12 protein-coding genes, 1 tRNA gene and 1 pseudogene are annotated in these 15,627 nt (G+C 31.3%); 4 read left to right on the top strand and 10 right to left on the bottom strand.

Going from position 1 to position 15,627, the window contains the following annotated elements:
- The 3 genes and pseudogenes from ACVC5O_RS00525 to ACVC5O_RS00515 form a co-directional block, all read right to left on the bottom strand.
- Nucleotides 1–408, bottom strand: a pseudogene (locus ACVC5O_RS00525) (curlin); the annotation flags it as partial.
- Nucleotides 409–732: 324 nt separating this feature from the next.
- Complete coding sequence (locus ACVC5O_RS00520; RefSeq protein WP_452219500.1) at nt 733–2,919, bottom strand: glutamine synthetase III family protein; 2,187 nt, start codon at nt 2,917–2,919, stop codon at nt 733–735.
- A gap of 228 nt (nt 2,920–3,147) precedes the next feature.
- Nucleotides 3,148–4,089: a calcium/sodium antiporter gene (locus ACVC5O_RS00515; protein WP_452219499.1), complete on the bottom strand. Its 942-nt coding sequence runs from the start codon at nt 4,087–4,089 to the stop codon at nt 3,148–3,150.
- Between the two features lie 188 nt (nt 4,090–4,277).
- Between ACVC5O_RS00515 and ACVC5O_RS00510 the strand changes: the two genes are divergently transcribed.
- Nucleotides 4,278–4,637 carry a BlaI/MecI/CopY family transcriptional regulator gene (locus ACVC5O_RS00510; RefSeq protein WP_452219498.1) on the top strand — a complete coding sequence of 120 codons (360 nt, stop codon included), beginning with the start codon at nt 4,278–4,280 and terminating at the stop codon, nt 4,635–4,637.
- A 2-nt stretch (nt 4,638–4,639) separates the two neighbouring features.
- On the top strand, nt 4,640–6,808 hold the full coding sequence (locus ACVC5O_RS00505; RefSeq protein ID WP_452219497.1) for a M56 family metallopeptidase: 2,169 nt from the start codon (nt 4,640–4,642) through the stop codon (nt 6,806–6,808).
- Between the two features lie 132 nt (nt 6,809–6,940).
- Here the strand turns inward: ACVC5O_RS00505 and ACVC5O_RS00500 are convergent, their stop codons facing one another.
- Nucleotides 6,941–8,173, bottom strand: coding sequence for a PepSY-like domain-containing protein (locus ACVC5O_RS00500; RefSeq protein ID WP_452219496.1), 1,233 nt, complete (start codon nt 8,171–8,173; stop codon nt 6,941–6,943).
- Nucleotides 8,174–8,372: 199 nt separating this feature from the next.
- Nucleotides 8,373–10,343, bottom strand: a complete 1,971-nt coding sequence (locus tag ACVC5O_RS00495) for an endonuclease (protein WP_452219495.1) — start codon at nt 10,341–10,343, stop codon at nt 8,373–8,375.
- A 553-nt stretch (nt 10,344–10,896) separates the two neighbouring features.
- Between ACVC5O_RS00495 and ACVC5O_RS00490 the strand changes: the two genes are divergently transcribed.
- Nucleotides 10,897–11,049, top strand: coding sequence for an SsrA-binding protein (locus tag ACVC5O_RS00490; protein ID WP_452219494.1), 153 nt, complete (start codon nt 10,897–10,899; stop codon nt 11,047–11,049).
- Between the two features lie 64 nt (nt 11,050–11,113).
- Nucleotides 11,114–11,187 (top strand) — tRNA-Arg (locus tag ACVC5O_RS00485).
- Between the two features lie 418 nt (nt 11,188–11,605).
- Here the strand turns inward: ACVC5O_RS00485 and ACVC5O_RS00480 are convergent.
- The 5 genes from ACVC5O_RS00480 to tpiA form a co-directional block, all read right to left on the bottom strand.
- Nucleotides 11,606–12,034: an organic hydroperoxide resistance protein gene (locus ACVC5O_RS00480; protein WP_452219493.1), complete on the bottom strand. Its 429-nt coding sequence runs from the start codon at nt 12,032–12,034 to the stop codon at nt 11,606–11,608.
- A 184-nt stretch (nt 12,035–12,218) separates the two neighbouring features.
- Nucleotides 12,219–12,494, bottom strand: a complete 276-nt coding sequence (locus ACVC5O_RS00475) for an ATP-dependent Clp protease adaptor ClpS (RefSeq protein WP_452219492.1) — start codon at nt 12,492–12,494, stop codon at nt 12,219–12,221.
- Nucleotides 12,495–12,630: 136 nt separating this feature from the next.
- Complete coding sequence (locus ACVC5O_RS00470; RefSeq protein ID WP_452219491.1) at nt 12,631–13,662, bottom strand: M57 family metalloprotease; 1,032 nt, start codon at nt 13,660–13,662, stop codon at nt 12,631–12,633.
- A gap of 234 nt (nt 13,663–13,896) precedes the next feature.
- Nucleotides 13,897–14,733 carry a 50S ribosomal protein L11 methyltransferase gene (gene prmA, locus ACVC5O_RS00465; RefSeq protein ID WP_452219490.1) on the bottom strand — a complete coding sequence of 279 codons (837 nt, stop codon included), beginning with the start codon at nt 14,731–14,733 and terminating at the stop codon, nt 13,897–13,899.
- Between the two features lie 130 nt (nt 14,734–14,863).
- Nucleotides 14,864–15,613, bottom strand: a complete 750-nt coding sequence (gene tpiA, locus ACVC5O_RS00460) for a triose-phosphate isomerase (RefSeq protein WP_452219489.1) — start codon at nt 15,611–15,613, stop codon at nt 14,864–14,866.
- Between the last annotated feature and the right edge of the window lie 14 nt (nt 15,614–15,627).

Raw genomic sequence — 15,627 nt, 5'->3', positions numbered from 1 at the left:
TTGGCGAGTAATTGCTTCGTTAAAATCACCTTCTTGAATAGATGTAGATTGGTTATCTGTACCTCTCTGTCTTACATCTGCTTCGTTGTTAAATCCACTTGGTGGTGGAACAACTTCACCTGTTTGCCAGATACGCGCTTTGTTATCGCCTGTACCTAAACCATCAGCTTGGTCTGTGTAAGCAGAATTAAATACACCTGCTTGCCTTACCATTACTTTATTGTCGTTACCATTTTGGATAGACTCACCAGAGTTTCCTAGTTGTCCTGAAAGTGGAGCTACGTAATCAGCATCTACTGCTGAATTACCTTTAATGTCTGTCATTGAGCCAGCATTTGTGTCCCAACTTTGCGCCATCATTGCGCCTGAGAATAATAGTGCCGCAGCACCAAAAATTACTTTTTTCATGTTGAATATATATTGATTAATAGCATTGTAAAGATATGTAAATTTTAATATGAACTAAAAATGCTATTGATGAAATCTTAAAATTTTAACATTTTTTTCGATAATTAAATATTTAGTATCGACGAAATACACATTTCTATACAATTTTATTAAAAACCATTTTTACTCAACATTATGTTTTAAATAAAATTATACGTACTTATACGTATCTATTTTTAATTTTAAATCAACAAATTATTCTAGTGGCTTATAAATTAATTCAAAATAAAAAAAGAGCTTCAATTTCTTGAAACTCTTTTTTACCTTTTTATATAGTGTTTAGTTTTATTTCGTAAAAAGCAACTCTCTATATTTTGTTAATGGCCATAACTCATCATCTACAAGTAATTCTAATTTATCGCAATGATACCTAATCTCTTCAAAAATTGGCTTTACTTTATTACAATAAAGGTTTGCTTTTATCTCTGCATCTTCAATTGTATTTGCTTTTTTACGCTCATTAATCATTTTTGTGACTTTAGAGTTAATGGCTTCAATATGTCTAGAAATATCTTCGATTAAATTTAATTGTTCTTTGGCTAAATTTTTAAAATCTTTGCCATAAATTTCTTTTAATCCCTTTACATTTTTAATTAAAACGTTTTGATACTTAACTGCTGTAGGTACTACGTGATTTCTAGCAATATCTCCAAGTACACGTCCTTCAATTTGGATTCGTAAAGAGTATTCTTCTATTTCTATTTCGTAACGTGCTTCAGATTCTACTTTATTCATTACGCCCAATTCTTCAAAAAGCGAAATTGTTTTTTTAGAAATTTTAGCTTTTAAAGCTTCTGGTGTAGTTTTATTGTTACTTAATCCTCTTTTCTTTGCTTCTTTTTCCCATGCTTCACCATAACCATTTCCTTCAAATAAAACATTTTTAGATTTTTTAATGTACTCTCTTAATATATTAAAGATAGCATCATCTTTTTTCATGTCTTTTTTAGCAATTAGCGCATCAACTTCTTTTTTAAACTCAATAAGTTGCTTAGCGACAATGGTATTTAAAACAGTCATTGGGTTAGCGCAATTTGCTGTAGAACCTACAGCTCTAAACTCAAATTTATTTCCTGTAAAGGCAAATGGAGACGTACGGTTTCTATCTGTATTATCTAAAAGTACATCTGGTATTTTACCTACAACATTTAGTTTTAAATCTGTTTTTTCTTCTGGAGATAATTTTCCATCAGTAACATTTTCTAGTTCATTTAAAGTTCGTGTTAATTGCTCGCCAATAAAAACAGAAATTATTGCTGGAGGTGCCTCGTTAGCTCCTAATCTATGGTCGTTACTTGCAGATGCAATTGCTGCACGTAATAACTCTTCATTATCGTAAACCGCTTTTATAGTATTAATAAAGAAGGTTAAAAACTGAAGATTACTCATTGGTGTTTTCCCTGGTCCTAATAAATTAACTCCAGTATCTGTACTTAAACTCCAGTTATTATGTTTTCCAGACCCATTGACACCAGCAAATGGTTTTTCGTGAAATAACACTCTAAAATTATGACGGTCTGCTATTTTATCCATAACGTCCATTAATAAGGAGTTGTGGTCAACTGCTAAATTAGCTTCATCGTAAATTGGTGCTAATTCAAATTGATTTGGTGCCACCTCGTTGTGCCTTGTTTTAACAGGAATGCCTAATAACATACATTCTGTTTCCAAATCTCTCATATAAGCCATTGCACGATTTGGGATAGTACCAAAATAGTGATCGTCTAATTGCTGACCTTTTGCTGGTGAGTGCCCTAATAAAGTTCGCCCAGTTTGTACAATATCTGGTCTTGATGCTGCCAAGTCTCTATCTATTAAAAAGTACTCTTGCTCCCAACCTAATGACGCATTTACTTTTTTTACATTTTTATCAAAATATTTACATACAGCAACCGAAGCAGTATCCACTGCTTGTAACGCTCTTAACAATGGTGTTTTATAATCTAAAGCTTCACCTGTATATGAAACAAATACGGTTGGTATGCATAAAGTGGTACCATAAATAAAGGCTGGAGATGTTGGATCCCAAGCGGTATAACCTCTAGCTTCAAAAGTATTACGAATTCCTCCATTTGGGAAACTAGATGCATCTGGCTCTTGCTGTACTAATTGTCCGCCTCCAAATTTTTCGATTGCTAATCCATTTCCTATAGTTTCAAAAAAAGCATCATGCTTTTCTGCTGTTGCTCCTGTTAATGGCTGAAACCAGTGCGTATAATGTGTTGCTCCTTTAGAGATTGCCCACTCTTTCATTCCAGTAGAAATGTGATCTGCAACTTCTCGAGCAATCTTTTTTCCATGCTTTGTAGCATCCATTACACTTACAAAAGCTTCCTTTGTAAGGTATTGTCGCATAGTTGATTCGTTAAAAACATTAGAACCAAAAATCTCAGAGCGTCTCTGAGTTTCTTCAATAACTACTGGTTTACGTTTTAAGGATTGCTTAATGGCATGAAATCTTAAAGTTGACATCGTTTTGTTTTTTAAAAATTTTAGACAAATTTACAATTAAAAATAAAATACCCTAAAAAAAATAGGGTTAATTGTTAACAATTGTTAAAAACACAAGGATACACCTTGTCTTTTTATGGGTTAGAACATATTTTAATCAAAATTTAAGTTTTAGTGTTAAATTACTACAACAAAAAACGCTTTCTAAATCCTTAGAAAGCGCTACACTTTATTTCTGTTTTCACTACATTAACCTTTAAAGGCTAAAAAGATAAATACTGCATATACTGCAACTAACACAAACCCTTTAATTTTACCTATAACGTTGCGTTTAGGCAGTACTCCTAAAACCAAAACTGCCGAAGCAAAGATTAGCATCCAAAAAATATCTCGAGATAATATTGAAGCTTCTGTTACAGGAATGGTTTTTATAATTGAGGTTAAACCCAAAACAGAACCAATATTAAAAATATTAGAACCTATTAAATTCCCTAACGAAATTGCTTTTTCTTTTTTCACAGCAGCAATTACAGAAGCGGCTAATTCTGGCACACTAGTCCCAATTGCAATCATAGTTACTCCAATTACTGCTTCACTAACACCAAGGTTTGTTGCAATTTCTGTAGCGCCTTTTACTAACCATTCACTACCAAAATATAATGCAGCTGCTCCAATTAAAAACCACATAACAATTTTAGCATTAGATACTACAGCTAAGGTATCGTCCACGTCTTCAATATCTTCCGTCGCTTTTTGATTCCTTATTAAATAAACAACAAATAGTATTAACGCTACAAATAAAATAATCCCTTCTAATTGTGTTAATTGGTTGTCGTTCCAGAGAAAATAATATAAGGCTACAGAGAATAACATCATCACTGGCCAAGTTAATTTGTAAAATGATTTATCTATGGTAATTGCACCTACAATAGCTGTAACACCTAATACTAAACCAATATTTGCAATATTAGAACCCACTACGTTGTTTATAGCAATGGCTGGAGAACCCTTTATAGCAGCTTGTAAACTCACTAACAACTCTGGCGCAGAGGTTGCAAAAGACACCACTGTCATACCAATAACAATCTTAGAAATATTTAATTTAAATGACAGTCCAACAGAAGATTTTACTAAAAAATCGCCACCAATGACTAAAAGCACAAAACCTAAAATTAAATACCCAATACTCATATCTATAATTTTTATGCGAATATAAGTAATTTGACTATTGATTTCGAAAATAGCTATTCGGAATTATATACAATTTATACGTTTAAAAGCAGTTCTTAAACTAAAAAAATAGTTAAAAAACTGTTTTTTTAGTTATATAACTATTTTTTTAGTTATGTTTGTGATTACAATACCTTAAATTAATTATCATGCAGAAGTTAACAAATAAAGAAGAAGAGATTATGCACATAATATGGAAGCTCGAAAATGCTTTTGTAAAAGATGTGATGGCTGAAATAAAAACAGAAAAACCTCACTACAACACCTTATCTACAATTGTTAGAAATCTTGAAGAGAAAGGTTATGTTGGATATGAGGCTTTTGGGAAAACACATCGTTATTTTCCTATTATTAAAAAGGAAGACTATCGCAAACGTTTTATAAACACAGCCATAGACAACTATTTTAATAGCTCTTATAAAAGTGTAGTGTCGTTTTTTGCTAAAGAAGAAAAAATTAGTGTAGAGGAATTAAAAGAGATTATTAGTTTAATTGAAAACAAAAAGTAGTTATGGATTATTTATTAAAAGCATCTGCAATTATTACGTTATTCTACCTTTGCTATAAATTGTTTTTGCAACACGAAACTTATTTTCAATCTAACAGATGGTTTTTACTTGTTGGACTAATTGTAGCTTCTGTATTACCTCTAATAGTTATACCAATTTATATAGAATACACTCCTACTCCAATTAGTTTTACAGAAATTGAAAGCGCTTCTTTTCAAAACACTCAAGCTTTAGCATCTCCATTTAATAGTTTTTTACTATTTACTTATATATATGGTATTGGCGTTTTATTTTTTACTGTAAAATTTTTAATTCAATTGTGGTCTTTAAAAAAGCTGATTAATAATTCTAAAAGCATTAAAAAAGAAAATTTCATTTTTGTGGAAACTAGTAAAGAAACAACACCTTTTTCATTTTTTAATCGTATTGTTTACAATGCTGAATTATTTTCCGACAAAGAGTTACAACACATTATCACACACGAGAAAATCCACGCATCGCAACTCCACTCTATAGACGTAATTATTGCACAATTAGCATCCATTATCTTTTGGTGTAATCCATGTATTTGGCTGTACAAAAAAGAACTACAGCAAAATCTAGAATTTATAGCAGATTATAAAGCACAACAGCAAATAGACTGTACAAAAAGCTACCAAACAGTGATGTTAAAAGCGAGTTTAAGCCAAAACAACCTAACCATATCTAATAATTTTTATCAATCATTAATCAAAAAACGAATTGTTATGTTACACAAATCAAAATCCAAAAAACACAGTAAACTAAAACTAATTATTGTGCTTCCTTTTTTAGCATTATTTTTAATGAGTTTTAATGTTGAAGAAATTTATGTTGCTAAAACTACATTCTCAGATCAATCAATTACAACTGAAACTTTTGTAATTACCTCAACCTCATCAGATAAAGACATTGAAATAATTAAAAGTAAATTAGAAGCACAAGCCGAAGGTTTAAAAATTAAGTTTTCTAACCTAAATAGAAACTCTAAAAACGAGCTAACAAACCTTACTATTAAAACAAAACTAAAAGGTAAAACCAAATACACCCACAATATTACTTATGAGAGTAAATCCAATAAAGCAATAGAGTCTATTATTTTAAAAATTGAAAATGGCGAGTTGCTTTTTGGAGACGAAAAACAAGAACTACTAATGCGAGTAACCGAAAGAGGTGTTGTTGCAGATAAATTTCCTGTAAAGACAACACCTCAAACTACAACTATGGGAACCATACATGCACAAAATACTGGTGACAATGTAAAGGTAGTTATAGACAGTAAAAACAACGAGGATAGCTCCTATAATTTTAAGATAGCTACTAAAAATACTGGTAATCAAAAAAGTAAATTACAAGTGGTTAGTAAAAACAAAAAGCCTTTATATGTTATAGATAATAAAATTGCAAACGAACAAGACACAAATTTAGACACTGAAAAAATAACACATGTAAATGTATTAAAAGGCAAAAATGCTACTGAGAAATATGGAGACAAAGGCAAACATGGCGTTGTAGAAATTACCACTAAAAAAAATTCTCCTTGGACAGTAAGCTATGAGGTTAAAGCGGTAAGTGTTTTTCCTGAAGATAATAACTCTAAAAACGCAGAACAAACAATACAACTTAACCAAAGCAGTACAGAAAATTACAATTTTAATACTTCTTTAATTATTGTGGATGATAAAAAATCTAATGCAGAAGCTTTAAATAATTTAAACCCAAAAAGTATAAAATCCGTAAGTGTTTTAAAAGCTAAAAACGCGATAGAACTTTATGGTAACGAAGCTAAAAATGGAGCTATTTTAGTAACTACAAAAAAGGATAACCCTTGGAATGTTGAGTTTGAAGTTAAGGAGGTTGAATTTGATGAAAGTGAAATAAAAAATTACAGTTCTTCCTTATCTATACTTAGAAAAACTACTTCTGACACATTTATAGAGAAGAACAATAAATATTTTAAAGACCAATACAATATAGACGTCATATTTAAAAAATTAAAAAGAAATGCAGCTGGTGACATTGTAAAAGTAAAGATTTTACTTAAAGATAATAAGGGACAAAAAACAAGCGCAACATTTCAATCTGATAACGGAATACCTGTTATAGAGTATGGCAATGACATAAAAGGCAATCTAATTATTCGTACAAGATAAAATAACTTTGTTTTATTGCTTTAAATCAATAGTTAATTAAAGGCAACAAAAAATCCCAAACGATAATGTTTGGGATTTTTTTGTTACAGCAAATGCTATAATCTATTTTTCACTAAATTTTCAATAATAAAATTAACCAATACTTACAAATTCTCCATCTAATGTAAATATTAAATCAACATCATTGTTTAACTCAACCTGTTGTTCATTTGCCTCTAGCTCCCAACTAACAATAAAATTGTTAGGATAAGTTTGAGAGACGTAAGTTAAAATTGATTGTGGTATTACAGAGTCTGGAAGTTGCGTTAAGCTATCTATGGCTATAATTTCAAATACGCTATTAAACTCTAACTCTACAGAGTTGCTTAATTCAATATCGTAAGTCACTACAGCACCTTCTGTTTCCTTTACAGCAGTTATTATAGTATTTGACGCAAAATGTGTATTGATGTAATTTGTAATCTCAACTGGAATTTCATTTACAGGAATAATTTCTTCATTGTCATTATAATCATCATCATCGTCGTCTCCAATACCAATAAATACTCCATTAAGATCAAAATCTAGCTCTAATCCATTGTTTAATTCAATTTCTTGTTGGTTATCGTCTAATTCCCAACTTGTAATCACATTGTTTGGATAATTTTGAGCTACATAATCCAATATACTTTGAGGGACAACCGAGTTTGGTAATTGCGTATCACTTTCTATACTCGTAATTTGGTATTGCGCATCAAATTCTAATTCTATATTTCCAGTTAAATTAATCTCATAACTTGCAAGACCATCGTCTGTGTCTAACCAAGCAATAATTACGGAATTTGAAGGAAAATGAGTCGCAATATACTCCATTACAGGAGTAGGAATTTCATCTAAAGCTAATACCTCATCATCATCATCGTCATCATCTAAATCCACTCTAATAAATACACCATCTAATGTAAACTCTAATTCTAAATCATTATCTAGCTCTACTTCTTGATAGGTGTCTTCAATTTCCCAATCTGTTATGTAATTATTAGGATAATACTCTGCAACGTAATCTAAAATAGATTGTGGTATTACAGAATTTGGCAATTGAGCTAAACTATTTATTTGTACAATAGCAAACTCATTATTAAATTTTAATTGATAATTATCTGTTAATAATACATCGTAAGTTACAGTAGTATTCTCTGTGATTTTTTTAGCAAGATTAATACTGTTTGAAGGGAAATGAGTAGCTACATAAGTTTGAATATCCACTGGGATTTCATTGTCTGACAATACAACCTCGTTAATTGAAACTCCATCATCATCACTACTACATGAGGCAAAAGTTAAGATTGCCAATAACGCAATAAATGCAAATTTTAAATTTCTCATAACTTAAAAATTAAAAGGGTTAAATGTTAATTGCAAATATCGAAATCATTTATTCTTAAATCAATGACATAGGTCATAAAATCAGCATTTTAAGGATACTTTAACACCAAACATAACATTTTTAACAAAAGCAAAACACATCTCAATGAGTTTTGATTGAGATGTGTTTTATTGTTTAAAAAATATTTTAAAAATTAACCTATTTAATAATTATCTTTTTGATTAAACGCTCGCCTTTAGCTTCAATTTTAACTAAGTATAAACCGCTTTCAAAATCTAAGTCTATAGAAGCGTTATTAGGTGTGTTTGTTTGTAATACCAAGCGTCCTTCTGTTGAAAACATAGAGACCTCATAATTTTGTTGGTTTCCAGAAATAAATAATTTGTTATTTGCAGGATTAGGATAGACCTTTATAGTTTCCGCATTAAAAGTTGTAATATTTAAAGGCTGGTTCCATGTATCTCCAACATTATTTCCCCAAATGTATTCTACCAAATCAGGTTGATCTATAAAAGGATTTCGGTTATATTGCCATTGGTAAATTACATTATTCCTATTCATTTCAAAATCGTCTGGAGGATCATTTCTGTGCCAATCTAAAATTGTAGCTAAATCTCCCATTTGTCCATCTATACTTGGAAAACCATTAACTATGCTTAAACCATTATACCTAATCTGTAAATACAATACACTTCTGGCAACATCGCCTTTAAAGCTTCCTGCTGTTGCTGCTGGACCATTATATTGCCCATAATGCTGGTTTCCTCTAGAGCTATTTTCTGGTCCATCTGCAGCTCTTAAAGCGTGTGCATCACTATTTCCGTGTCGTAAAGAATCGGCTTCGGTTGTCCAAAAAACATCTTTTCCATCTTTAATATCGTCCAAATCAATACTTTGATAATCCGCTAACGAACGCGGAAACGTGTGTTCTCTATTCCACGTTCCTGTATTAACAGATGTTGTTTGAAAGTCTAATTTTGCGCGTCCTTGCTCTGTATATACTAACCATACCTGATTACTATTTGCAGGGTTTTGGTCTGCTTCTTTTAGAATATCTATAACATCTGTATAAGTTTGTGCTCTAACAATAGTTGGATCTGCAATAATATCTTGCAACGCTTGTTCTAAATTTGCTCCAGACAGCTGGTCTAAACTATCATAATATCCTGTGGGTTGCGTGCTTGCTACTATACCAAATGTGGAGTTTAAAGGTGTCCCAAAAGGCGCTACAGTAAAATCGTTATCGACTACTCTAAGTTTTACAAAATTGTTAAAAGGAATTACAGGAGACGCTAATGTGTTAAATTTAATTATTGGCTCTTCGTCTCCTTCATCATCTGTATCATCTATTAAAGTAATAGTTGTTGAGACTTGATTTTGACCATTAGGTATTGTTAAGTTTGTAACTCCAGAAAAATCCGAGGTATCAAAACCCTCGTTATTTAGGCTAAATTGAAAATTATAATCTGCACTCACCGGATTTTGTGTAGTAAATATTATATCAAAACTATCGCCTTCGTTATAAAGCATTTGAGTTGTTGTAATCTCCATAGCGTTAAATTGTATGCCAGAGCCATCGTTTAATTGCCTAGGAGTTGGAGTAGCAGCACTATAACTACCATCGTTATTACGTTGTATGGATTTTGGATTAGCATTTGTTCCATTATCGTTAATTTGTTCTAACATCTCAAAACCAGGAATATCATTAAAAAACTCTAATAAATCTGTTTCTCCAGAATCGTTAGTTTCATACACAAGCACATCTATTACATTAGCTATGGTTGCTTCAGTTTGATCCGGAAAATCTGTAGCATTTGCTTGGTATATTACTGCAACATCAGGACCATTTTGTATAAGGTTTTGTGCAATTACATGTTGAGGAAAAGGCGTTACTAAATCACTACCAATTACAAAAAGACCATTAGCGTCTGTAATCATGCCGTCCAAATCTAAAGCAAAATAACTTTTACCTCCTGTACTACTAGTATTAGAACCATTATATAACACCAAAACATAACCCTCTAAACTTGTATTTGGATTTGGTGTTTTAAGCTCTATAAACTCCTTTGTATCTATTCCTGGCGTATCACAATCTAACTCGTTTATAACTACTTGCGAATAACAAAGTGAAGCAAATAAAAGAAATAGAAGTTGAGGTAAAATTTTCATATTTTTTTTTTTACAAATATAGTGCTAAATATTAGCTAGAATATTAATCTTTACTTTTTAACAAATAGAGTGATTTTTAAAATTAAAAAGATAGAAACTTTAATTTTTAGTGTTTTTTAAATGAAAACTGCTTTGAAAACAATAAAAGCAACAAAAAAGCCTCTATAATTGTATTAATATGAAACTTAAATAATCAATTTATATTACAAATTAAAACTTTTTTAAAGAACTTATTGAAATTATTGAAACACATATCATTATTATGATTATAAAACTAAAGCTAACTGTATTAATTTTTATGAATTTATTTGGTGGATAATATTCAAAAAATATATATTGGAAAAACAATCACTAAAAATGGTTGTTTGTTATTAACCTTTTAAAACTTCTAATTATGCTAAAACTTGCCGAATTAATAATTGATATTATAACCTCAATTATGCTTTAAACCAAAAAAGTAAAACTTAGTCTAGAATAAGTTTTACTATTTTAAACTAAAGGGTAATTTGTTAAACCTTATCAAATGTTTTAATTTTGGAGTCTATTAACAAATATGAAGAAAAAGGGATTTAAACTTTTAGCAAAGCTTAATAAGCTTATACTGCCAAGCTATACTAAACAAAAATTAGATTTAAGTAAAGCCACAAAATTACAGATGGCTATATTTGGCTGGAAAGTTTTTGTTACAAAAAATGCATTAGATTAATTTTAATTGCAATAAATCTTTGATGTTTATATAAAAAAGAAATATATTTGCATCCACAAAAAAAGGCCTCGTGGCGCAACTGAATAGCGCACTTGATTACGGCTCAAGAGGTTACAGGTTTGAATCCTGTCGAGGTCACAACACTTAAGAAACCACGCTCATAAAAATGAACGTGGTTTTGTGTTTTCTATGAACATTGAAAGTTGTAAATTTTTAAAAAGTAAGCGGAAAACACAAAACTAGAATCGTTTTTTCAGCGATGCGTAATTGATTATTTGCAACATTTTGCTCACTCTAGATATTTAATACTGTCGAGGTCACGAATAAATAAAAAATCCGAACGTTAAATCAGGCTTGCTTAAATTTATAAGTTCAGATTTTTTAATTTAATAGTTGAGCATTGTGGAAGCGCGCAAGCGAATCCGTTTTGCGAAACTCAAATTTTTTTGACTATTTTGACATAAACTAAGCCACCTCTACTCTCATAAAATAAAAACATCCACTTTAATTTAAAGTGGATGTTTTGTCTAACTATTTTATTTCTAAAAGCTTAAAACTATTCGTCTAACATTAAGTTTAACGTTACAGTAATATTATCTCGTGTAGCTTTACTAAATGGACAGACTTGGTGAGCTTTCTCTACTAATTCTTCACCAGTTTTAAGATCAACTCCTGGAATGTAACAGTCTAACGTTGCTTCTAAGAAAAAGCCATCGTCGTCTTTACAAAACCCAATTATTGCACTAACACTTAAATTATCGTTATCAATGTCTATGTTTTCACTCTCTGCAACTGCTTGTATTGCACCTCCAAAACATGCAGCATAAGCAGCTCCAAAAAATTGCTCTGGATTTGCACCATCGCCTCCATCTCCTCCCATAGATTTTGGTACAGATAAATTAAAATCTAATGGTCCATCTTCTGATTTTACATGTCCTTTTCTTCCGCCTACTGCATTAGTAGTTGCCTCGTATAATGTTTTCATTGTATATGTTTTTGTGATTAATTTAAAGATATAAACAAAGTAGATTTATATAAAATTTATGGTCTTAAATTTCTCATAAAATTAAGTAATTACAAAACTATTTAGAAGTAATACAAAATTGAATTTTAAAAAAAATCCACTTTAAATTAAAGTGGATTTTAAATTATTTTTTACGCTATGTCCTTTACACAATTTCTGCACTTAAACCTGCATCTAACAACATTGTGCAACGAGGTTCTAATTCTTCATATAAGCCTGTTTTTACAGTACACTTCCCTTTATAATGTACTAATATAGAGCACTGCTCTGCTTGCTCTGGTGTGTGATCACAAGCGTACATTAAAGTGTCTATTACATGATCAAAGGTATTTACATCGTCGTTGTACAACACAATCTCGTTATTCATTTTTTCTAAAACGTCAACATCGTGTTGTTCTTGGATTTTTTCTTTTGTACTCATTACTTTAAATCTTTAAGCTAATTTAAAAAAAATAAGCAAAAAGAGTGCCAATTGGCACTCTTTTATAACTTTAGTATGATGTCTCACACCCTAATTTAACTATTAAACTTGTTTAATAAAACTTCCAAGTGTTAAATTAACATGCTCCAACATAGTTCCATCCACTATATGTACGTTGATATAGGTTGCCAAAATAAGTAACCAAAGATCCTACAGAATAGCTAACACCACTTTGCCACTCAGAAACTCCATCGCAAATACTGCCTGAACTCGCAGGATACATAGAGCGTAAAGATGATATATCGTTACCATTAAAATTTCCGCTTACACTTGTAGAAAAACAAGCTTGCATAACAGAGCTTAAATCTCTTCCTGTTGGAGTTCCAGGAATATGAATAGCACCATTTGATCCTGCACCTTCGTTACCTTGACTAGAAGGCGGACAGCTTAAACGGTCAAACCAATCTGTATGCCTAAAGCCGATGGAATGTCCAATCTCGTGCGTAATAACATGTTCGTTTACATTAGTTGAAAATTGTTCTATCCCATAGATTTGTACAAACTTATTAGGTTGTCCGTTAGAATTTGGAAAACCTGCAACACCACCACTACTACTATTATTTATAGAATTATCATATACTACCATATCTGCAGCTTGATAATTAGTGCCAAACGATAAATTAAATTGAAGCGTCATGTTACTAATAGTATTATAATTAGCAACTGCTCTTGTTAAAGCTGTTCTTGCTTTACTGGATAATGCTTGGCTACCTCCTGTATAACCTAAGATATTAATTGTTCTATTTGCTCCTGTTACCAGATTAGCCGTTCTGTATTGACGATTTTGCCCAGAATAAGATTCATATAATAATTGAAGCTCTTCACTTGTAATGGTAATATCGCTACCTATGTAAATTCTTTCTTCTACAGAGCCATCTGGTAAATGAAAATCTCCTTTTGTAACAACTCCAACATCTAGATCGAGAGATTTAATGGAATTAAGCACACTTTCATCTGTTACTAATGTTCTTCCTTCCGCATTATTTGTATTAATTATAATTTCTTCGTCTATAGCCAAAACGTCTTCATTAATGGATTCTTTTTGACAAGATTGAATGAGAAATGATAATGATAGGGTTGCTATTAAAAATATTTTAAAATTTTTCATTGCTTAAGGTATTAGATTAATTTAAAATTAAAGTTTACGTAAACAAATGCCATAGATTTCCAGCTTCAGTTTTTTTGAGAATGAGAACTGAAAATTATGTTTTAAAATAAATTTATTTTGTGAAGTAAAGATAACAAATTGAAATCTAAAACTATTGCGGATTTTCCGCAATAAGCACATTTTTAGTAATTTAAATGTTAAATTTTTAATATATCATTAAAAATTTAAGGGTTTTTAATTTTTAAATTGAAGTGCGACCCAACTATTTCTTTGTAATTTTGAAGTTAAAGTAAGGTTGTGCTTATTACATTCTTTTTCTATATGTGGAATGTCTTTATCATAGAAACCACTTAAATACAATGTTCCATTGGCATTAAGACATTCTGAATAGGTTTCTATATCGTTTAAGAGAATATTTCTGTTAATATTTGCAATAATAACATCGTATTGCTTATTGTCTAGTAATAAAGCATCGCCTTCGAATACCGAAATATGCTCGCAATTATTACGCTCTGCATTTTCTATACTGTTTAAATAACACCAATTATCTATATCTATTGCGTCTATGGGTTTTGCTCCTTTTTTTTCGGCTAAAATGGCTAATACTGCTGTGCCACAACCCATATCTAAAACCGATTTATTGGTAAAATCGTTTTGTAAAATGTGCTGAATCATCATGTGTGTTGTTTCATGATGTCCTGTTCCAAAACTCATTTTTGGCTCTATTACGATATCGTATTGTGTATTAAACTTATCGTGAAATGGCGCTCGTACTGCACATAAGTTATCGACTACTATTGGGTTAAAGTTTTTTTCCCACTCGGCATTCCAATTGGTTTGCTCTATTTCGGTGAACGTAAATGTAATTTCAAATTCGTTTGAATTTAATATCTGAATATCGTTGAGTATATTGTCTCGCCATTCTTCTTTTTGGATGTAAGCGGTTACGCCTTCTTCGGTTTCTACAAAGCTTTCAAATCCTGCGTATCCTAATTCTGCTATTAGGATTTCTACTGCTGGTTGTAAGGGTTGTACTGTAAAGTAATAGCCTAAATATATAAGGTTTGACATTGTGTTGGTCTTTGTTTTTAGCAAATAGGTGCGTTAGCGATTGATGTGGCATCCTTTTTTTGCTGCCATATATGGCAAAAAAAGATATAACGGAAAGCGCGACCCTTGTGGTAACGCCAAAATTAATAGATTAAAAGGCGTTTACTATAGCGAAAAAATCTTTGGCATTTAGTGCTGCGCCTCCAATTAATCCTCCATCGACGTCTGGTTTTGAGAAAATCTCTTTGGCATTTGCTGGTTTTACACTGCCTCCATATAAAATGGAAACGTTATTTGCCACTTCGTTTCCGTATTTTGTGTCTAATGTTTTACGTATAAATGCGTGCATGTCTTGCGCTTGCTCTGGACTTGCAGTTTCGCCAGTACCAATTGCCCATACTGGCTCGTAGGCCAAGATTATGTTTTCGAAATCTGTTTTTTGCAGATGGAATAATGCGTTTTCTATTTGAGATTGCACTACGTTTTGGTGGTTATTGGATTTCCTGTCGGCTAATTCCTCTCCAAAACAGAAAATTACACGCAACTCGTTTGCTAGTGCTGTATTTACTTTTTTTGCTAATAAATCGTCGGTTTCGTTAAAATAAGCGCGACGCTCTGAGTGTCCTAAAATTACTGTTTGTATGCCTATACTTTTTAGCATTTTTGCGCTTACTTCGCCTGTGTAGGCTCCATTTTCGGCATAATGCATGTTTTGCGCTATAACTTCTATATTAAATTTTCTGGTGGCATTAAATGCTGGCCAAAGGTTTGTAAATGTTGGCGCAATCATTATCTCTGCTTTTGAGGTTTGGGTTTGTTTTAATAACCCAGAAATTAAATCTTCGGTTTGAGGTAAATCGTTATTCATTTTCCAATTTCCTGCTACTATATTTTTTCTCATAACGTATTATTTAT

The organism is Lacinutrix salivirga, assembly GCF_053604675.1.
This window is presented reverse-complemented; position numbering and strand designations above follow the sequence as displayed.